General features: G+C 51.0%; 19 protein-coding genes. 10 read left to right on the plus strand and 9 right to left on the minus strand.

All coding sequences use genetic code 11. The features are described from left to right. Window positions 1-86 precede the first annotated feature (86 nt). Window positions 87-1,001, minus strand: coding sequence for a DMT family transporter (locus ACQ0MK_RS20605; RefSeq protein WP_430474213.1), 915 nt, complete (start codon window positions 999-1,001; stop codon window positions 87-89). Window positions 1,002-1,301: 300 nt separating this feature from the next. Here ACQ0MK_RS20605 and ACQ0MK_RS20610 point away from each other — a divergent pair, with 300 nt between their 5' ends. Beyond that, complete coding sequence (locus ACQ0MK_RS20610) at window positions 1,302-1,586, plus strand: hypothetical protein (protein ID WP_430474214.1); 285 nt, start codon at window positions 1,302-1,304, stop codon at window positions 1,584-1,586. Between the two features lie 176 nt (window positions 1,587-1,762). On the opposite strand, the gene ACQ0MK_RS20615 is transcribed toward ACQ0MK_RS20610, so the two are convergent. Then, window positions 1,763-2,815, minus strand: a complete 1,053-nt coding sequence (locus ACQ0MK_RS20615) for a helix-turn-helix domain-containing protein (protein ID WP_430474215.1) — start codon at window positions 2,813-2,815, stop codon at window positions 1,763-1,765. Between the two features lie 739 nt (window positions 2,816-3,554). Here ACQ0MK_RS20615 and ACQ0MK_RS20620 point away from each other — a divergent pair. Further along, on the plus strand, window positions 3,555-4,208 hold the full coding sequence (locus ACQ0MK_RS20620; protein WP_430474216.1) for a hypothetical protein: 654 nt from the start codon (window positions 3,555-3,557) through the stop codon (window positions 4,206-4,208). Window positions 4,209-4,271: 63 nt separating this feature from the next. Here the strand turns inward: ACQ0MK_RS20620 and ACQ0MK_RS20625 are convergent, their stop codons facing one another. After that, window positions 4,272-5,060, minus strand: a complete 789-nt coding sequence (locus ACQ0MK_RS20625; protein WP_430474217.1) for an AraC family transcriptional regulator — start codon at window positions 5,058-5,060, stop codon at window positions 4,272-4,274. A gap of 168 nt (window positions 5,061-5,228) precedes the next feature. Here ACQ0MK_RS20625 and ACQ0MK_RS20630 point away from each other — a divergent pair, with 168 nt between their 5' ends. Together ACQ0MK_RS20630 and ACQ0MK_RS20635 are read left to right on the plus strand one after the other, a co-directional pair. Beyond that, window positions 5,229-6,500 carry an MFS transporter gene (locus ACQ0MK_RS20630; protein ID WP_430474218.1) on the plus strand — a complete coding sequence of 424 codons (1,272 nt, stop codon included), beginning with the start codon at window positions 5,229-5,231 and terminating at the stop codon, window positions 6,498-6,500. 166 nt (window positions 6,501-6,666) lie between these two features. Continuing rightward, complete coding sequence (locus tag ACQ0MK_RS20635; RefSeq protein WP_430474219.1) at window positions 6,667-8,622, plus strand: bifunctional 2',3'-cyclic-nucleotide 2'-phosphodiesterase/3'-nucleotidase; 1,956 nt, start codon at window positions 6,667-6,669, stop codon at window positions 8,620-8,622. Window positions 8,623-8,724: 102 nt separating this feature from the next. Here ACQ0MK_RS20635 and ACQ0MK_RS20640 read toward each other — a convergent pair whose 3' ends face one another. Continuing rightward, window positions 8,725-9,165 carry a GcrA family cell cycle regulator gene (locus ACQ0MK_RS20640; protein WP_430474220.1) on the minus strand — a complete coding sequence of 147 codons (441 nt, stop codon included), beginning with the start codon at window positions 9,163-9,165 and terminating at the stop codon, window positions 8,725-8,727. Between the two features lie 200 nt (window positions 9,166-9,365). Here ACQ0MK_RS20640 and ACQ0MK_RS20645 point away from each other — a divergent pair, with 200 nt between their 5' ends. From ACQ0MK_RS20645 to ACQ0MK_RS20655, 3 genes are all read left to right on the plus strand, one after another. Further along, on the plus strand, window positions 9,366-10,028 hold the full coding sequence (locus ACQ0MK_RS20645) for an NnrU family protein (RefSeq protein ID WP_430474221.1): 663 nt from the start codon (window positions 9,366-9,368) through the stop codon (window positions 10,026-10,028). 149 nt (window positions 10,029-10,177) lie between these two features. Further along, a complete protein-coding gene (locus tag ACQ0MK_RS20650; RefSeq protein ID WP_430474222.1) occupies window positions 10,178-10,639 on the plus strand; it encodes a methylmalonyl-CoA mutase in 462 nt (153 codons plus the stop codon). Between the two features lie 103 nt (window positions 10,640-10,742). Beyond that, window positions 10,743-11,225, plus strand: coding sequence for a hypothetical protein (locus ACQ0MK_RS20655; protein WP_350041996.1), 483 nt, complete (start codon window positions 10,743-10,745; stop codon window positions 11,223-11,225). A 91-nt stretch (window positions 11,226-11,316) separates the two neighbouring features. On the opposite strand, the gene ACQ0MK_RS20660 is transcribed toward ACQ0MK_RS20655, so the two are convergent. From ACQ0MK_RS20660 to ACQ0MK_RS20675, 4 genes are all read right to left on the minus strand, one after another. After that, a complete protein-coding gene (locus ACQ0MK_RS20660) occupies window positions 11,317-12,180 on the minus strand; it encodes a DUF4743 domain-containing protein (protein ID WP_430474223.1) in 864 nt (287 codons plus the stop codon). A gap of 62 nt (window positions 12,181-12,242) precedes the next feature. Continuing rightward, on the minus strand, window positions 12,243-12,569 hold the full coding sequence (locus ACQ0MK_RS20665; RefSeq protein ID WP_350041994.1) for a hypothetical protein: 327 nt from the start codon (window positions 12,567-12,569) through the stop codon (window positions 12,243-12,245). A gap of 537 nt (window positions 12,570-13,106) precedes the next feature. Further along, window positions 13,107-15,443 (minus strand): bifunctional diguanylate cyclase/phosphodiesterase, encoded by a 2,337-nt coding sequence (locus ACQ0MK_RS20670; RefSeq protein ID WP_430474224.1) that lies wholly within the window; start codon window positions 15,441-15,443, stop codon window positions 13,107-13,109. Window positions 15,444-15,800: 357 nt separating this feature from the next. Further along, window positions 15,801-16,829 (minus strand): M23 family metallopeptidase, encoded by a 1,029-nt coding sequence (locus tag ACQ0MK_RS20675; RefSeq protein WP_430474225.1) that lies wholly within the window; start codon window positions 16,827-16,829, stop codon window positions 15,801-15,803. Window positions 16,830-17,034: 205 nt separating this feature from the next. Here ACQ0MK_RS20675 and ACQ0MK_RS20680 point away from each other — a divergent pair, with 205 nt between their 5' ends. Continuing rightward, complete coding sequence (locus tag ACQ0MK_RS20680; protein ID WP_350046890.1) at window positions 17,035-17,826, plus strand: sterol desaturase family protein; 792 nt, start codon at window positions 17,035-17,037, stop codon at window positions 17,824-17,826. A gap of 13 nt (window positions 17,827-17,839) precedes the next feature. Here the strand turns inward: ACQ0MK_RS20680 and ACQ0MK_RS20685 are convergent, their stop codons facing one another. Further along, on the minus strand, window positions 17,840-18,631 hold the full coding sequence (locus ACQ0MK_RS20685) for a class I SAM-dependent methyltransferase (RefSeq protein WP_430474226.1): 792 nt from the start codon (window positions 18,629-18,631) through the stop codon (window positions 17,840-17,842). Window positions 18,632-18,891: 260 nt separating this feature from the next. Between ACQ0MK_RS20685 and ACQ0MK_RS20690 the strand changes: the two genes are divergently transcribed. Together ACQ0MK_RS20690 and ACQ0MK_RS20695 are read left to right on the plus strand one after the other, a co-directional pair. Continuing rightward, window positions 18,892-19,329 carry a MaoC family dehydratase gene (locus ACQ0MK_RS20690; RefSeq protein WP_430474227.1) on the plus strand — a complete coding sequence of 146 codons (438 nt, stop codon included), beginning with the start codon at window positions 18,892-18,894 and terminating at the stop codon, window positions 19,327-19,329. Window positions 19,330-19,497: 168 nt separating this feature from the next. Then, window positions 19,498-20,454, plus strand: a complete 957-nt coding sequence (locus ACQ0MK_RS20695; protein ID WP_430474228.1) for a bifunctional riboflavin kinase/FAD synthetase — start codon at window positions 19,498-19,500, stop codon at window positions 20,452-20,454. The last annotated feature ends 90 nt before the right edge of the window (window positions 20,455-20,544 follow it).

The following is a 20,544-nucleotide window of genomic DNA, read 5'->3' on the forward strand; positions in this document are numbered from 1 at the left end:
ATTCTTCAGTAATGGCACTTCAACTCAAGGTTATGCAAGTATAAATTGTTATTGCTTGATGGTGTGTTTCATTTGATTGTATCGTGCTATAATGGTTTTATTGGCGTGCAAAGGTGCTTCTGTGTCAATGCAATCAGTTGATCATTAAACATGACAACGGCAGCCGCCAGCACGATCACAACCCCGCCGATCAAGCTTACCGGGGCGGGGAGTATGCCAAACACCAATACATCAAGAAGAATGGCCCAAATCATCGCGGTATATTCAAATGCCGATAACGTTGATGCCGGTGCACGTGCAAGCGCTTCGGTCATTGCGATATGGGCAAGTCCGCCGGTCAAGCCTGCACCAATAAGCCAGATGAGATTTTCCGACGATACGGGAACCCAGCCAAACGGGAGGCTGAGCAACCCACCGATAGAACAGATAACCGCAAAATAGAACGCAATCGTCCCCGATGGTTCGGTGGTTGTAAGTGCCTTGATTTGAACCTTGGCAAAGGCAGTGGTGATTGCAAAGGCAATGCCTGCTGTAATGCCCATTATCGTTCCATGATCAAGACCCGGTGTCGATATCATCGGCCATAAGATCAGAAATACACCTGCAAACCCGCCGAAAGTTGCACTGATCACAAGCCAGCCGGGATTTTCCCGAAGGGCAAGTATAGCAACTGGAATGACGACCAATGGTGCTAAAAAGCCAAGAGCAGTGGCAAGCGCAAGCGGTAGATAAGCAAGCGAAATGAACGACAGAAACATCGATACACAACCATAAGTACTTCGCTTAAGGTGGCCCCCTGGGCGTTTGGTGCGAAGCGCGCGTGGAAATTCTTTACGCCACATCAGGTATAAAATGATCGGCAGCAAGGCGACCGAACTTCGCCAAAAAACGATCTGACCGACGGGTGCCTCAAACGATGCCATGCGGACAAAAAGGCTCATGACTGCAAACAGCGCGGTCGCTGCCAGTCGCAATCCAATGCCCGACCAAGTTGTATTCATCGCTGCAGCCTTTTTGCCAGTCTGTCCTTGCTATCAATAGCCGACATTCAGGCGATTGAATGAATGACAAATTTTCATGTCTGGGCTGACAAAAATTGCAAACGGTTCTGGCCAGAAGATGTTTGATCAAAAATCTGGACGCTTTGCACAAAAAATTGGACTCACGGGATAGTGGCGTTTTTTTTATGGGGCACACTCAGTGTTCTCAGCAGAGATGCCATAGCCAAGAGTGGCGTGATCATAGGGCATCGCAACGGGTCGCAAACCAGGTAGGGACGGGCCGCTATGATACAGAATGCAATGCAACTTTTTGCAGATGAGCTAATCCCCTATACGCGATTTGCCAATCAGCGACCCGTCGTCATCATTGAACAAAACCAATCCAATCTAAGTCAGTTGATCGAGCTTTATCTTGGCTTGGCAGACATTATCCTTGTGCCCAATCCCTATATCGGTCTGCGCGTGATCAATCTGTTCAAGTCCGAACATGTTGAAATTCTGGCAATCGAAGGGTTGCTGGGGCATGGAACATATTTGCAAGACGAAGCTGCACCCCAAAATCTTGCTATCTCGCAACTTGGGTGATCCTTTCTTAGGAGATTGGCGAGGCAATAGATTGCCTGTGGCAAGGGCTGCAATGCCTGCCGCCTCTTGACCGTGATCGGGGTGTTTTCTTGATAAGAACAGGTGAAAAAGATCCCGATTAACCAATACCTGTTACGGGGCATTGGTTAATCAGATCAGGTTGGATGGTCTTAAGCCTAGGTTAGGCCATGTATCCAGTTTTCAAACAGCTTGTCGGCAGGGCCGCCATTGCCAAAATACTTGCGGCCATGGACCGCGGCACCATTTCGGACTTCGCCCGGTGTCACGTCATATTTCTCCCGAAACGCGCGGATGAAGCTGGCATCGCTGGAAAATCCACATTCCAAAGCAATGTCATAGATGGATGAACGGGTACGAAGTGGGTCGTTCAATAACGTAATTGCCCGACGTAACCGTAAATCACGAACGTAATTATAGACCCCGCCATATGGCGCAAAGCATGTGTAAAGCTTGGATCGTGAGACACCCAGATCCTGAGCTGCCTGACGTGGGTTGAGTTCCGGGGAACCAAGGTTTTCGCGGAAATACCGTCTCATGCGGACCATGCTCAAAATGTTTTGGCGTTCGTGGCTGGTTTCGCGGGTTTGACCCGATACCGAATTCAGGCAATTGGCCAGCAACATCGGAATTGTTTTTTCCAACACCAATGATTGCTGATAATTGAGAGAAACCACATTGCGATGCAGCGAAATGATCATATCGCGAATGATCTGAACCATCGGATCGGACGGTTCAAGAAAGCGCATGCAATGTTCATCTGGTTGGTGAAGCAAGTCTTCAACCAGCGAACGCGGAATCACAAGGTTAAGGTTCTTAAGGTCGCTTGTCTCGGCTGTAAAAGGTTGGGTAAGATCATAAATCATCAACCCGCCGGGTTTTAAAACCTTGCCGCCCTTTGCGCCCTCGCAATAGACGGTACCTTCTTGGTAAAGACCAATGCCGTAATGGTCCATGCCGTTCCCGGCAATCTGCTCATAGCCCCGTCCCCATTGCTGAGCACGCGTATGAACTTCCATAAGCATTAATGAGCCGAATAAATGGGATTCTATCGTTGTTCGAAAGTCGTCTTCTCGAATCTGCTTCTCTGCATCGACGCTAAAAATACTCTGAATAGCATCTTTCCAAATGCCATAGCGTTCATTTACAGGAAGGCCATCAACAGTAAAATAAGTACTGGCAGTACCAGCAAAATCCTGTTCCGGTTGCATTTCATTTACCCCAAGTTGCCTACGTGGCAAGCACTTAAATTGCGCTAATACGTGTGGATTGGGTCAGGCTACTTGCCTATCCACGTAAATAAGATAAATCAAATTTACGAATGACGCAAAGCAAACAAATGATCAAATGAATTTTGACGGTTTGAGATGGCATTTATCTGAATGATTTCAAACATTAAGAGGCATTAAAAATTACTCGGCGATGAAATATGTCGTTGTTTCTTGTTGTTTTTATGACTGAGATCAGGCACCGAAGTTGGTTCTAGACCCTATACTCTCAATCCATGCCGCCAGCTCTCATCGCGTATATAACCTGTTCATTCGGGCCAAGGGGTTTGGCTTGGAACAAGCAGCATCCGATCTCTCAAGTATAGGGAAGGTGTCGACAGTGAAATACTAACTGTGTGACCTGCCGGGCAGTTGATTCGTCACCTTCTAGCCGCCAATTCAGGTTTCCGACCCGTTCTTCTACATTTTCATGCGGCATTTGGCGCATGGGCCGAATCCGGACTGCGTTTCTTTTTCGGTTCTCAATTCGCGATAGGGGCAAAACCCCATTGGTATAGCTATTCTTCAGATTACCTACACCAAAGAGCGCGTTTGGTTAATGAAAGACTAAGTGTACTGCGGGTTAGAGCGATTTTATGGACTGATTGCAAATTGATTTGGACGGAATGGGCATTGAGAAAATTGCGTCCGTGGTACATATGGCGCACAAAAATTCTAAGAAATGGCTCTGCACGCAATAATCGGAAGGGCAGAGTTTTCGGGGCAATGCTTATTTATCTCTTTGGGGGAGAAAATGCATTCATGCGACACACACCCAGCACGCCGCTACGGGGAGACGAATTTCTCCGATCCGGGTCGCGATTGGGGCAAGGCCAGTCACATCGTTCCTGGCCGTAGAGTAAACGAACCAAACCACAAAGCTTGGCATAGTCCTGTCTCGCTTATAGTGAATTCGGCGAAGGGTTTCAGTCTGATCGATGATGCGAACGCGACACCGCGCGACACCGATCATGCAGATTCATACGAAGAAATGGCCCGCGCAATGGTCAAGACGATCGGCGACAGTGTTGAGGTCTTGAGATCCATAGCAGAAGCCATGCCAACGATCGAGCGCATTTTGTTTGATCGGGACCGTGAAATACACCATAGCGACGGCAAGGATCACAAAGTCAAAACAAGCCGTGAATCACAAGAAGCTTCAATGCCGTCTGATTCCGCTTTGTGCTGGTCGCCTGACATGATGGTCGAAATTCACAATCTTTGTGCCCAAAATCGCCGGTCGGCTCCGGCCCACTCCAATGCGATTAACCGGTATGGCAAAGACGCCGAACCAGAAAACGATATTCTGCCTCCGCTTCGGCACTTTACGGACTAGAGACGTATTTCCACACACGCATTGATAAAACGTCATTTTGATTCAAGATGATCTTTGCGTGCGTTAGTGGAAATATCCACCGGGTGTCCGCCCGGTTGCCTTTCTGAACATGGCTATGAAAGCTGATGGTGTTTCATAGCCCAGATCAAGGGCAATCTCTGTGACAGGGCGGTCATTGGCCAGTTTTTCCAAGGCATATAAAAGGCGAAGCTTCTGCCGCCAGTCGCGAAATGGCATGCCAGTATCGCGCTGAAACAGCCGGGCCAAGGTCCGGCTGGAGGCCCCGCTGACCTTTGCCCAATCATCAAGGGTTCGGTTATCTGCCGGATCGCTTTGCAGATGCTCGCAGATTTTCGAAAGCCGCAAATCCTTTGTGGCCGGTAAGTGAAGATTGTCTTGATCGGGTGCTTTGATCTGATCCAGAAGAACACGGATCAAGCGTCCTTCTTCTCCGTCTTCATCATATTCAATCGGAATTTCAGTGGCGGCGCGGATCAGTTCGCGTAAAAGCGGGCTGACTTCCAGAACAATGCAGCGATCGGGCAAATTCACTTTTACATCGCGGCCGATATACAAATGACGGGCGCGGGTGAAACCGGTACAGGTCACTGCATGTTCGGTATGGGGTGGCACCCAGACCGCGCGTTGCGGCGGGACAATCCACATGCCTGCTTCGGTAACGACTGTCATTGTTCCATCTAGTGCGTAAAGAAGCTGGTTCCAGTCATGGCTATGGCTGGCAACATGATAGCCAGCGGGCATGTCGCTGACCCGGACATAAACCGCACGGGGTAATTCTTTGGGCCGTGGGCGGTTATTGTGATGGATCGGACGGGCATCAAAAGTATTCATGATATGGGGCATAAGACAGGCAACCCTGAAACTGTCTGAATTGCGATATATGTTGGCAGATTAACGTAAGACAGACGGCCTCGACAGGTTTAATTTGGTCGTATTCCAAACCATACACAGTTGTGACAATGGAACGGCCACCAATGCGGCCCTGTCTGGGGAGACAAAATGTCCAAGGACCTGATACCAGAAGCCAGTAATCACGCCGCCCCACTCGGCGATGTGGCTGATGGCAATAATACCACGCCTGTCTATAAGGGCTGGCGCAACCCCGAAGTTCTTTTGATCCTTATGGCTGCGGCCATGCCGCTATCCTTTTCGACCTGGATGGCGCTTTTGAACAACTTTTCGGTCGAGATGGCCGATTTTACCGGACGTGAAATCGGGATATTGCAGTCCCTGCGCGAAATTCCGGGTTTTCTTGCTTTCACCGCAATTTTCGTCCTGCTGATCCTGCGCGAACAGACATTTGCTTTGTTATCGCTTTTGGTGCTGGGGATTGGCGTTGCCATTTCGGGATATTTCCCGACTGTGGTCGGGCTGTATTGCACCACGGTGCTGATGTCGATCGGGTTCCATTATTTTGAAACCATGCAACAGGCGCTTTCCCTGCAATGGGTGAAGAAAGAACGCACGGCCATCGTGATGGGCAAACAGCTTTCCGCCAAATCGATTTCATCGCTTGTGATGTTTGGCGTGGTCTGGGTGATGCTGGAAGTTTTTGCTGTCGAATATCGCTATGTCTATCTGTTTGGCGGGGCGCTGACGGTCATTGCGGCCCTGTTCATCTGGGGCGCGTTTCCAAAATTCTCCGATGCCCACCCGCAAACCAAAAAGCTGATCTTGCGCAAACGTTATTGGCTGTATTACGCACTGACATTCATGAGCGGCGCGCGCCGTCAGATTTTTACGGTTTTTGCCGGTTTCCTGATGGTCGAAAAGTTCGGCTATGATGCGGCAACGATTACGCTGCTGTATCTGTTGAACCACGCAATCAATATGTTTTTGGCACCGAAAATCGGCAAGCTGATTGCGAAATGGGGCGAGCGCCGTGCGCTCAGCTTTGAATATATCGGGTTGTTCTGTGTCTTTGTGTCTTATGCCTTTGTTGAAAACCACGTTATTGCCGGTGGTCTTTACGTGATTGACCATTTGTTCTTTGCCATGGCGATTGCGATTAAGACATATTTCCAAAAGATCGCCGATCCTGCCGATATTTCATCAACGGCCGGGGTTAGCTTCACCATCAATCACATCGCAGCGGTGTTTATCCCTGTTGCCTTTGGCCTGCTTTGGCTGATTTCGCCCAGCGCGGTGTTCCTGGCCGGGGCGGCAATGGCGGCGGTGTCGCTGATCCTGGCATTTAATGTGCCCAATGATCCGGAACCGGGGAACGAAGTGGTTCGGGGCTATAAATCCCCGGTAGCTGTACCTGCCTGATTAATCGCGCCAAATTGGCGGATTGCTTCAAGTTTAGAAACGCCTGTGCAGACGCGCAGGCGTTTCTATTTGTATTTGCCTTGTCTTTTTCGCAAAATCTTCAAAACTTGACCATCTGAACAAGAATACAGTTGTCCGACCGAGCACACGAACAAGGAAAAGACACATGGCATTTATCAACAAGACAGGTGCTGCTGTTATGGGGCTGTCGCTGGCACTGGCCAGCGGGACGGCACTTGCCGACAGCACGGTTTCGCTTCGGATCCTCGAAACGACCGATATTCACACGCATCTGGTCAATTACGATTATTATCGTGATGGCGCATCTGACACGGTTGGTTTGGCAAAGGTTGCCACACTGCTCAAAGAAGCACGCGGCGAAGCAGAAAACATTGTCTTTGTTGATAATGGCGATCTTATCCAAGGCAATCCGCTTGGCGATTATATGGCCAAGGAACGTGGACTGGAAAAAGGCGAAACCCATCCTGTCTTTAAGGCGATGAATCTTTTAGGCTATGACGCGGCCAATATCGGCAATCACGAATTCAATTATGGTCTGGAATTTCTCGACAACTCGATTGCCGGGGCCAATTTTCCCTATGTCAGTGCCAATGTCTTTGTCGATGACGGCGATGGCAATGCAGAAAATGATCAGCCGTATTTCCAGCCCTATGTGATTCTGGATCGTGAATTTGTTGATGATGCGGGCAAAACCCATAAGGCAAAGGTCGGCGTGATTGGATTTGTTCCACCGCAGATCATGCAATGGGACAAGGCCAATCTTGAAGGCAAAGTGATTTCCAAAGACATCGTTGAGATGGCCGAAAAATACGTCCCGGAAATGCGCGAAAAAGGTGCGGATGTCGTTATCGCTGTCCCGCATTCCGGGCTTTCGACCATGGAACGTGATGGGATGGAAGAAAACGCCACTTATCACCTGTCGAAGGTGGGTGGCATTGACGCGATCCTGTTTGGTCATGCCCACACCGTGTTTCCGTCTGATGCGTTTTCCGATCTCGAAGGTGTCGACATTGCCAAAGGCACGATTAACGGCGTTGCTGCGGTTATGCCGGGCTTCTGGGGCAGTCATCTTGGCGTGATTGACTTAACACTGAATGTATCGGATGCCGGTGACTGGAAAGTGGTCGATAGCCTGTCTGACGCCCGTCCGATCTATCAGCGCGAAGGCCGCACTGTCACTCCGCTGGTCGAAGCAGACCCGGATATCATTGCCGCAGTCAAAGACGAACACGAAGCAACCATTGCCTATATGCGTGAAGGTGTCGGCACGACGTCTGCACCGATCAACAGTTTCTTCGCGCTGGTGGCCGATGACCCTTCAATCCAGATTGTGACCAATGCCCAGAAATGGTATCTCGAAAGAATCCTGAACGGTTCGGAATATGACGGCATCCCGATCCTGTCCGCGGGTGCACCGTTCAAGGCAGGTGGCCGCGGTGGCCCCGATTACTTCACCGATATCCCCGAAGGCAAGATTGCGCTGAAAAACGTCGCCGATCTTTACATCTATCCCAACACGGTACGTGCGGTGTTGCTTGATGGTGATCAGGTACGTGAATGGCTTGAAATGTCCGCCGGGCAGTTCAATCAGATTGACCCGAACAGTGGCGAAGAACAGGCCCTGATCAATCCGGATTTCCCGACCTACAATTATGATGTGATTGATGGTGTGACCTATCAGATCGATATCACCAAGGCTGCCCGTTATAATAAGGAAGGCGACGTGGTAAACGGTGATAGTCACCGTATCCTCAATCTGGAATTTGATGGCAAGCCGGTAACAGCCGATCAGCAATTCATTGTCGCGACCAATAACTATCGTGCTGGCGGTGGCGGTAACTTCCCGGGTCTGGATGGATCAACCATCATTGTCGAGGCACCCGATGAAAACCGCACGGTTCTTGGAAACTACATCCTGAGCGAAAAGGAAATTGATCCAAAGGCCGACGGCAACTGGACCTTTGCCTCGATCGGGGATGCGTCGAATGTCAGCTTCGTGACCAGCCCCAAGGCATCCGGTGCGGCCAATGCGCCCGATAATATCAGCTTCGTTGGCGAAGATCAGGATGGCTTTGCCAAATACGTCTTGCAAAGCGAATAAGCAAGGTTAAGCAACCCGGATAGGAAAAAAGCCGCCCCTTATAAAAAGGGCGGCTTTTTTGATCTGTATCTACAAGGTTCAATGACCTATCGCAGAAAAATATTATTTCTTGGTTGGCGCTTGCGGGCCTTTGTGGCCGGGGCCACCCTGCTGTCCGGGAGGATTATCCTCACGCGGACTTTTGCCGTTCAGGTAAGCCTGCGTGCAATGCTCAAGACAGTAAGGTTTGGTTGGAACGATTTTCTTGCCACAGAAGTGGAAGTCATCGTGGTCCGGATCACCAAACGGCCAACGGCACATGCCAGGGCCAAGGTCATAGATCGTGATGCCCTTGGCCGGCTGTTTAGGTGCCGGTGCTTTCTTCTGTTCAGCTTCCTCAGCACGACGCTGAATCGGGGAAGGGCGTTTAGGCAGGCCAAGGCGGTGCGCCTTGCCAACGACGGCATTTTTGCCAACGCCCAGTTCTTCACCGATACGTGCCGTAGTCCAGCCCTGATTCCAGAGCGAGGTCAGCAATTCAATTTTTTCCGGCGTCCAGCTCATTTCGAGTATATTCCGTGTTCCGTTGCCCGCCGATGGCATTTCACCAAAGGCAGTTGCTTATTGTCCGATGTCAAACAGGGATACAGAGGTATCCGCTAATATCACGTAACGCAAGGGTCTTGGAGATTCGCATCCTGACCAGCCTGCGCGAACAGCGCAATTTGCATGTTGAAGCAGCAATGTAAAGAGAGGATCGCAAATTGGTCTGGTTTTTCATCTCGGTGGCGGTTTTTCTGGGCGCGCATATCATCCCGGGTCTTCTGCGCGAGAAGATTGTCAAACGGATCGGATGCCATGGGTATGTCATTGGTTTTTCTATCCTTTCCACGATCTTGTTTGGGTGGGTTATTTACGAAGTACTGGTCGCGGAGTCGTTTGTGCTGTGGGACTATCAACCATGGCAGGCAAAGTTTCTCATTATTATCATGTTGCCCACCTGTATTTTGTGGGCCTGCGCCATTCTTCAACCATGTCCCTTGTCGATTGGGCGTAAAACCGGCTTTGATCCAGCGCGGCCGGGGATTAATCGGTTTTGCCGTCACCCGCTGTTATTGGGGGTTTTCCTGTGGGGGATGGGGCATGTGATTGCCAATGGGGACCTTGTGGCTGTGTTGTTTTTTGGCGGGAGTGCGATTTTTGCCCTGATCGGGTTTTCTCGGATGGAAAAAATCCGCCTGCGCGACATTCCCCAAAGCCAACATCAGGCCATTTTATCAGGGACTCGGCGGTTTTCCCCGTCTGGACTGCTTAAAGGGGCGATTGGACTTGGGGATATTGTCGTTGGGGTGCTTGCCTATGGTGTCATTCTGATTGGACATGGGCATGTCATTGGGGTTAATCCGCTTGAGATGGCCGGTTGGTAAAACATCGCATGAGCGCGATACTTGCCAGTCCGGGTTTTGAAAGGGATACTGGTGGTGCTGGTATATCGCGAAGATATACATCGCTGACTTGCTCCACCCGACCCGGTTTGCCATGCGTTGTGGCGAACGGGCATTAAAAGCGAGGCGTTATGACATCACCCCAACTCGCGACCAATCTTGCCAAGTTTGCCGAAATGGAAGGACGTCACCCGCGTTTGCTGTTGGCAACCGCATCCTCGGAAGAGGAGCGTTATCATAAGCAGGTTGCAACCCTGTTTGCCGACGGCGGATTTGATGTTGATGTCGCTCCCCAACATTCCGATGCCCAGTCCATTGCCCGACAGGTGATTGATTGTGATGCAGACATGCTGGTTCTCGTCCGGACATCATTAACATCAACGGACCGGGTGCATGTGGCGGATCTGATTTCCGCACTGGATGCATTGGACGCGGAATATGTGAAGTTTGGCATTGTCGGTCATGCCGATGATCCGGCCGGCAGCAATGTTGATTTTGTCTGTGATCTTGAACATCTGCAAACAGGCGATTGCGAGGCCCTGATAGATTACATTCTGTCGGTTGAAGAAAGCCGTGTCGCACAACATATTTGAATCATTGAAAAACTCCGTGGCGATACGGGGCAATGATTTAGAAACCCTTTATGTGCATAATGGATGCACCCCAATGTGGGACGTTTAATCAAAGGACGGGTTGATGGGATTGCTCAAGGAAACGCTGATGCGCGTCTTTGTCGGCAAAAAGGGCAGGGATGCCATTCGTGCCTATAATGACGCACAATCCCTTCAGGTGCGCGATGGGATGACGGCTGAGCAAACCGCAACACAAGCCCGTCAGGCCCGTCGGATAGAAGACCGCGCCCTTGCTCATCAGGATGAAGGCATGTCGGTCGAAGAAGCCCGTGCGCTCGCCCTGGCCGAAACCCTGACAGAACAGAACGAAGCCCCGCATACGGAAATTCTAAAGGCGCTAAATGCGGCGGATGCCAAGCTTGGCAAAAAGAAAAGTGCCGTTCCGACAGCAGCAGACGAACGCCGTCAGGAATTGATTGCCGAGGCGGTGAAGGCACTGCGCAACAAACAAAGCGATCTGGATAAACTTGATCCGGACCTGCGCGCCAAACTGACCGTGATGGCCGTCGGCGCACTTATGGGCGGGCCCAATACTCCGCGTCAGTGATTGGCTTAATCATCTTGGATGCACCCAAAATTACAAAGCACTTTACCTGCGGGTTTGGTGCTTTTGTTTTGTTTGCGGGAAATGGTCGGGATTAACAGCTGGTTTGTCGATGAAGTCCGGCAACGAGTTCGCAATAACTTGGTTCGTTATCTGCGGTGAGATGTCCATGGCGGATCAAGAAATCAATAACGACAAGCGCACAGTTGAACTTGAATGCAAAGCCGGACTGAACGATTTGTGCAACCTCTTCCAGGGGCAAAAGCTCAAACCGGTCGACTTCACCATCCGCGCAATGGGGGATGAAGTCTTCTGGCAATTCCAGATCGAAATTAATCATTACATCGGGTTTCAGGCCCTCATCCGTCTCATAAAGATATGACACGGCGCCAATCGGCAAAACGTTCTGCGATAATTGTTCGGGAATACCGGCTTCTTCGGTGCATTCTTTGATCATGTTCTGGCGAAAACCAAGGCCGGTCGGTTGACCGCCCGCGACCATATTATCAAGCATGCCGGGATAGGTAGGCTTGTCCTTGGCGCGATGGGCAATCCACATATGAATGCCATCGGACTTGCGAACAAACCCGTTCATATGCACCCCCCATGACCGGCAGCCGAAATAGGGCATGGCAAACCGGTCAAGCTGGCATAACGGCGCATCGGCAAGGCAATTGCGAATGTCAAACTTCTCACCGTGCAGACGCTTGATCAGGCCTTGGTCGCGTAATGATGCGACCGCAGTGGCAAGGGCCGCGTTGCGGTGTTCCAGGGTCGTGATATGCGCAGCAAAGCCATATTCACTGTTCTCGTCACGGACAAAGTCCGGCCCCTGCGCAATCAGGGCTGTTGCGAACTCCGATCGCATGGCACCAACTGCGTGGTCTCCGATCCGAAAACGGGCATAGCGAGACAGATTGGCGTTGTTGCAGGCATTGATATGGTCAAGATAGGCCAATTCGTCACTCCTGTCGGGGCGTGCGCCGCTTTGGGTTAAAACGGCACCACGACCCAATCAGACTACGCGCTAAGTGCTGAATTTGAATAGCCTTTTTCAGATGTCAGGACCGTATTCACATGAACAACCTGACGCAGGCAACGCGCAATATGTTCGGCGACTTTGGTTTCAAGTTGTTGCACTTGAATGTCGATTTGCAATTCTGCAAAGCCACGATTGCCTTCCGCAACCGTTGAATGCCAGCTTGCCGGAACAAGATTACGTTTGGCAAACAGCTCAAGAACGCGGGGCATAACGTCCGGTTCTGCAGCGGCATGTACAGAAAAACAATATACGGATTTGGTTGATTGTGCGTCAGCTTGGGACGCAGCAAAAGCATGATTGGTCATGACTGTGCTCACGGATTTTCAGGGCATCAAATAGGCGAACTGGTACGTCCCGGTGTCCTTAGACAACCGGGCTTATAATTCGCGTAATGATGGCAACGAAAATACGGTGATGTGTCATGGAGCTATTTTAAAAGAAGTCGTTTCAGAACCGTCTGGTTCGAAATTTCGGACAAGAGAAGAAAGCGGAAACTGGATCAAAGGACCAGTAGCGATGCGATCAGGGCCAAAATAGTACCGGCAAACAGGATTTCCATCGAACGGGCAATCTGCTGCTCACGGGCAACGGCGATAGCAACGGCTTTACGCTTATTCATCATATTCTCTCCGTCTTATGACAGGTAGCTCTCAAGTGCCCGACAAGGCACGTCCCAAATATAGGCAGGCAAAAGGGTGGGATACAAGGCTTCTGATTCAAAAAACGTCAAAAAACTTTCAACTACGTGGAAAAAGTATCTTTTTTAATGCCGAATTTGTCACAAATGCCGATCTGCCTGTTTGTGGGGATGGCGCAGGCGATAAATTCGCATGGCTTAGAGCTTAAACCTTTTCAAACCCGGAGCCCCGATTCGCCGTTTTGGGCGGGGTTTGCATTGTTTGTGGTTCGGGTTCTGGTGGGTGAACCACATGCTGATATTCGCTGATTGGTAACGGATATCCGTACTTGTACCCTTGAACCGAGTTACAGGCATGGTCGGTCAGGAAATTGGCCTGCTCATCTGTTTCGACCCCTTCTGCAATGATATCAAGGGACAGGTCGCGACTAAGATTAATCACCGCACGGATAATGGCGCAGGCCTGTTCATTGGCAACCACTTTATTGACAAAGGACTGGTCAATTTTGATCCGGTCGACCGGGAAGTTTTGCAAGGTCGCCAGCGATGAATAACCGGTGCCGAAATCATCCATTGCAATGCGCACACCCAATTTCTTGATGTCAGAAAGTATCTTCATCGATCGCGCAGGGTTATGGATAAGCGCTGTTTCGGTGACTTCCAGTTCAAGGCGTTTTGGATCAAGGCCGGTTTCAATAAGGATGCTTGCAACCACGTCGGGCAGTTCGTGTTTTTGCAACTGGACCGCCGAAAGATTGACCCCGATGCCAAGTGGCTTTTCCCAACTGGCCGCTTCATAGCAGGCCGTGCGCAGGACCCATTCCCCGATGGGAACAATCAGATCGGTTTCCTCGGCAATCGGGATAAACCGGTTTGGCGGGATCGAACCCATCTCTGGATCTGTCCAACGCAGCAGGGCTTCGAACGCATAAATTTCCTGGTTATCGGCATGGCATTGCGGCTGATAATAAAGTTCGAGTTGGCCGTTATCCATTGCCTTGCGCAGGTTCGAGGATAATTGACGTTTGAACCGGTATTCCTCATCCATTTCGGATGAATAGAACACCATGTCATTGCCGCCCGATTGCTTGACCCGATACATTGCAAGGTCGGCATGGAACAGAACGCTTTCAGCATCCTCGCCATCCGTCGGGTAATGGGCAACACCAATACTTGCGGATAATTTGGCGCGATTTTCTTCATTGATGAAAATCGGAATGGCCACACTATCAAGGATTTTTTGGGCAATTTCCTGTGCGTGGACATTGGCCTGTTTCAGGTTGGTCCGGTTTTGATGATGCAGAAGAACAACAAACTCATCGCCACCAACACGCGCAATGGTGACATCGTCACTTAAAAGTTTGCCCAGTCGTTTGCCCAATTCACGCAAGGCATGGTCGCCTGCGATATGGCCAAAGCTATCATTCAGTTCCTTGAAATGATCAAAATCGAGGCACATGACCGTAACCGGAATGCCGGTTTCATCGGATTCTGCCAATGCTTCGCCAAGGCGGTCATTGAATGTCGTGCGGTTCAACAACTGGGTCAGAGAATCATGTTCGGCCAGAAACCGAATGTGCTTTTCCGCCGCATAGCGTTCGCGCAAGTCGCGCAGGCCGTAAATCACCGTGTCATCTGAAATCTCGTCAGCGGGAATTTCGCGACGAATGACTTCTACAGGAAGGCCGTCTTCCTCATCATCCAGACACAGCAGGGTTTCAACATAGTGGATATCGCCGTTTCGAAAGGCTTGCGGCGTATCGGGAAGCCAGGTTGCCAAAAAGTCCTGATCCATCACTTCGTGTTGCTTGGCCCCTGAAAGTTTCAGGAAGCTATCATTGGTATCAATAATCTTGCCGTGTTGAGTCAGGACAAGGGCCTCAATCGCAGAATCGCCAAGAATACGCATGCGGTTGCTGACATGGTCGCGTAACTGGCGATCCACCATGGCGGTGACAAAGCCAATGGCAATCATCAGGATCGCAACAACAGAAACACCAACGGCAAGATAGGTTTGAGAAATAAGTTGGGGCGGAACAGGGACGGTCGGATCGGGTGTAATGATCAGTGCGCCCATCGCACTGAAATGCATTGTTGCAACGGCAACTGTCAGATTGGCCTTGCCCCAAAGTTTTTGGCGCATGGTGCGCGCCGAACCAGCCAGCCAAAGCGAAACCATCCCGAAAACGGCACCTAGCAAGATTGCCGCGATGACAATATCCATATGCCAGCTGATGACGCCTGGAACGCTCATTGCCGACATGCCGGTGAAATGCATCGCCGAAATGCCAAGCCCAACCACAAGCCCGCCGACAAGGCGCGACAGCAACAAATGCGGACCGGCGATCGAGGCGATGGCAAAACCAACGGTGGTTGCCACAATGGCAATCAGAAGGGAAATGGCGGTCAGAACAGGCTCATAGCCAACCGGCACAACAGGGTCATAAGATAGCATCGCAATGAAATGCGTCGCCCAAATCGCGCCACCTGTCACAACACCGGTTAGAAACAACCACGAGAATTTTTGCTGCAGGCGCCCCATACAGGCCCGTGCGTACAGATTAAAGGCCGTGTGAATACCGCCTAAGCAGATCATTACAGCAACTAAAACCAGTACGATATCGTGCTGATTGGTCAAACAATCATATATTCTGTACATTTTCGCGTCGATATTTCGTGCTGTTTTCAACAAAATCAATGTATAGCGCGGGTTTCTGACGTGATTTTAGTTCGTATGGAATATAGAAGGCAAACTTATTTGAGCTGACGTGCAAAAGCACATCCGACCGACACAATCATCAGTAGATAGGCTTGCCTGTCTATGCTGTTTTTCGGAACGAACTTCAAAGCCCGAACTGGTCAAAAATAATATGGGTATGAAAAGCTCGATTGTCATCCGTCACCGGATTGTCAGATCGCTTTTGCCAATTTGACGGGGGGCTTTCCCGGCACGGGTAAAGGTAACTTCACCGTGATACATGCCTGCGGGCCAAACATCACCCGGGCGATCCATATTGATAAAGAACCATTTTGCCCGTGGTCCCTGATCGTTGGGCAGATCAATGACAAAGTCACGATGCCCGCCTTTGCCGGTCGGGGTTTGCAGGCTCATGCGGATGACATCACCATCATTTGCGCCAATCAGATAGGCCCAGAAATAAAGTCCCGGTGCCGTATTTGGCAATTCGGGCACTTTGCCATATCCGCGCTTAAGATCAGATGCATTCGGACGCGCCATCGAAAAGCCGTGCCCGTAAAGCGTGATGTCATTATAGGTCAGTTGTGCCCGCGCATTTGATGACCACAAAACCGCATTATCCACACTGCAATCGCCTTGGTTGCTTGCCCCCATGGTCGAACCGCTGAAGGGATCAACAAGTTGATCATCCTTGCGCAGATTGAAATGCAGATGAGGGAAGGTTGCCTGACCGGACATGCCAATCTCGGCAATCAATTGACCACGGCTGACACGGTCACCTTTTTTAAGTGCGATTGATCCGCGACGCAGATGGCAATACTGGCTCTGCCAGCCGTCATCATGGTCAATCAGAATACCGTTGCCACATTCCATACCTTCAAGGTTGCCCTTGTCCAGGCGGCCAGAATCAATATCTTCAACGCCTTCGCGCAGGGCCGTGACCGTGCCACCGGCAATCGCACGCACCGATATGCCTTCAAGCATCGTGGCTTCATCGGGAACGGAAAAATCAGTGCCGCGATGCCCGTCATAGGTGGTCGTGCCACAGGCGAAATCACGAATTTCAGGACCGGCATCATGATCGACATAATGGACAATGTCGCAAACACCGTTCAGGCAATCGACCGGAAGATCAAACGGGGGGCCATCGGCCTGCGCCATGCCGCCAAAGGACAGGGTTGCGAACACGCTAAGGGCAAATGTCCGTAAACGTCCTGATGGATTTGGCATGCGGCCTCCTTGGTCGAAATCAAATGACAGGAAAGGTGTGTTTCACCCTGAATTCATAACTATCTAACATAATGGTGATGTATCTGCGACGAGCAAGATATTGTTTGAACGTATGATTATCCGCTATCAGTTCAATCGGGCAGGGTGATCAAACACCAAAAGTATCGCGCGTTTTTGATATTCCGATCAGCACAGGACCGTTTCAATGGATCAAAGTGGTTTACTTCGACTAAGCATCTTTGCCGCCATTTTGGCGGTTATGGCGCTTTGGGAAGCCATCGCCCCTTACCGGCCCAAGGAAGTTGTCCGCCGTCCCATGCGTTGGTTGACCAATTTCGGGATTCTGTTGATCAGTGCGGCCGTGGCGCGTTTTACCGTCGGGGCGGCGATGATCGCAACCGCCATCTGGGCAAAGCAAAACGGGTTTGGGGCGATTAATCTGGTTGGACTGCCCGCCATTCTTGGCGGACTGATCACGATCATTGTTCTGGATTGCGTGATTTATTGGCAGCATCGCCTGACCCATATGGTGCCGCTGCTTTGGCGCTTTCACCGGGTGCACCATTGCGATACCGAATTTGATGTGTCGACCGCGGTTCGGTTTCACCCGTTCGAAATCGTTGCATCCGCGCTTTATAAGTCATTCTTCGTTTTGCTGATTGGCGCTGATCCGTGGGCGGTGGTGATTTATGAAAGCATGCTGAGTGGTTTTGCCCTGTTTAACCATGGCAATGTGCATCTGCCCAAGGCGCTTGACCGTACTTTGCGGTTCCTGATCGTCACCCCGGATATGCACCGGGTCCATCATTCAAGTGTGATGGGCGAAACAAATAGCAATTATGGAAATATCCTCTCGGTTTGGGATCGCCTGTTCGTCAGCTATGTCGACCATACACAGAACAATGACCACGATATGCAAATCGGGCTGGAAGAATTCCGCGATAAAAACAGCCAAAGCCTGCTGGGCATTTTATGGCTGCCATTTCGTCAACCGTAATCAGAAGCCGTAATCAAGGCGACACCACCCCGCGCACGGCAAGGGCAGATGCCACCAAAGACCGGCGACCATCGGGCTTTCCACCCAGATAGGCACGTCTGGTCGCCTGTTGAATTTCATGGGCAAGATCGGCCGGTTGATTGGCGTAAAACACCCTGATCAAACTATGTGCCCCCATCAATGCTTGCCAGTAATCATCGAAATCAATGAAGTCCATCCGAACGGCGATGGTTGTGGTATCAACCTCTTCCAGTCCGGCTTCCGACCATAAATCAAACAATGCATCTTCGTTTTGATAGGGCACGTCGAAAACCTGACTACGCAGGTCTTCGCCATCCGGCCCGGCGACAATGGCCGCAACATCCAGAAACAGCCGGATAAAGGTCAACCCGCCAACGCGATCCCAGACCGTTGCGGCAATCGTACCATTGGCACGGGTTACACGGACCATTTCCCCCACCGCACCAGCGGGCCCTTCCAGATCATTAAGCAACAATTGGGAAAAGGCCGTATCAAAGCTGTCATCGGCAAAGGGCAATGCCGTCGCATCACCGGTTTCAAATCGCACATTGGGGGCGGAACTGCGCAGCGCATCTGTCAGGTAATCGGGTATCAAATCAATGCCGACAATATCTGCCTTGGGATAGCGGGTGGCCGCGGCAAGTGTCAGGCTGCCTGTGCCGCAACCAACATCAACCAAAGAACCGCAAGACGGGGCAGCAACATAATCAAGGAAGCTGCGTGACAAACGGCGGCTCCATCGGCCCATCGCAATTTCATACGTGTCAGCGATTGTCGCATTCATCTGGAACGGTTTCCTTGATCCTATGGCCGTCAAACCGGCCTTTTTCATATTTTTCAGGTCTTTTGACCTGTTCGCAAGTCATTGATATGTCGCTGATTTCATCAATTGCAAGCCTGTGAATTGGACCTGTTCGACGAAATAGGGATTGCTCAATTTGAAATTTGCGCAATAAAATTACAATTGCTGCGATGCAAAATTAACCATAAGCGCGAAAAAGCGTTGGTCGACCCTGACCATGACAGGCAAGGAAATTCTAGGAAATGAGTGAGATGAATGGACTGGAAGGACTGTATTTCGAAGATCTTGAAATCGGTCTATCGGCAAGCTACGGCAAGACAGTAACCGAAACAGACATTGTGATGTTTGCCGGGCTGTCTGGGGACAACAACCCGGTACACCTTAATCAGGACTATGCCGAAACCACCATGTTCGAAGGCCGGATTGCCCATGGCATGCTGTCAGCCGGTTTCATTTCCACCGTTTTGGGCACTCGTTTGCCCGGTCCGGGGACGATCTATCTTTCGCAGAACCTGCAATTCAAGGCACCTGTGCGTATTGGCGATACCGTAACGGCCAAGGTGGTTGTTCGCGAACTGACCCCGGCCAAAAAACGCGCCATTCTTGAAACCAATTGCTATGTCGGGGATCGCTGCGTGATTTCGGGCGAAGCAATTGTGATGGTGCCATCGCGCGGTTGATCGACTGTCGGTTAAGCATATCGGTGGGGCAGCCATGCACAGCGTTTGGTGCTTTTTTAATGGAAAAGTCTTTACGCTGCGGGGGCACGCGCTTTATAGCTGCCTGCTGGATTTGCCGATATGCGATCGGCTGACATGGACCCAAGCTGCAAAGAGAGACCGGCGCGAATGCGCGTTTTCCGTTCTTTTGAAAACCTGACCGATGATGCGCGTGGCGCCGTTGTGGCGATCGGCAATTTTGACGGTTTGCATCTGGGGCATCAAACGCTTCTGGATCAAGCACGTAAAATTGCCCGCGATCTCGGGGTGCCGCTTGCGATCCTGACGTTTGAGCCGCATCCACGCATGCTGTTTCGTGCCGACGATCCGCCTTTTCGCCTGACCTCTGCCCAAGACCGTGAAACGGCAGCACTCAGCATTGATATCGATCTTTTCTATCAGGCCGATTTCAATCGCGATTTTGCCGCCATGACCGCCGAAGAATTTATCGAGCGTGTTTTGGTCAAAGGCCTTGGTGCCAAGCATGTTGTTGTTGGCTGGGATTTCTGTTTTGGCAAAGGCCGGGCCGGGAATGTCGATCTGCTGCGCGCCATTGGTGAAAAATCCGGTTTTGGCGTAACGGCGGTCGAGGCCGTTACCCATGATAACGGGATCATTTATTCATCAACCGCCATCCGTCAGGCCCTGCGTGATGGTCGCCCGCAGGATGCCGCCCATCTTCTGGGGCGCCCGTGGGAAATCGCCGGAACGGTTGCCCATGGGGATGCCCGTGGACGGACAATCGGGTTTCCAACCGCCAATGTCGCCTTGGGGGATCATCTGCGTCCGAAATTTGGCGTTTATGCCATCGAGCTTGGCCTGGTTTCCGAAGCGGATGGTGAAACTGTTGAATGCTGGGTGCGCGGAGTCGCCAATATTGGTGTCCGGCCAAGCTTCGGCGGCGATGATGAAGCCGGACTTGAAGCCCATCTGTTTGACTTTGATCAGGACATCTATGATCGCCGGGTTCGCGTGCGTTTGCACGGCTTTATCCGCGGCGAACAGAAGTTCGACGGGCTTGATGCATTAAAGGCGCAGATCGCCTCCGATGTCATTGCTGCCAAAGAGATTCTCGGCAAGATTTGAATTTATCGACGAACCCGCTATGATCCGCGCGCCTTTTTGGGGTTCCGCCAAGATCAGGTGGTATCACCGGGGCTCGCCCTTAATTAATTT

The organism is Thalassospira lucentensis (assembly GCF_050516545.1).
GTDB lineage: Bacteria > Pseudomonadota > Alphaproteobacteria > Rhodospirillales > Thalassospiraceae > Thalassospira > Thalassospira lucentensis_C.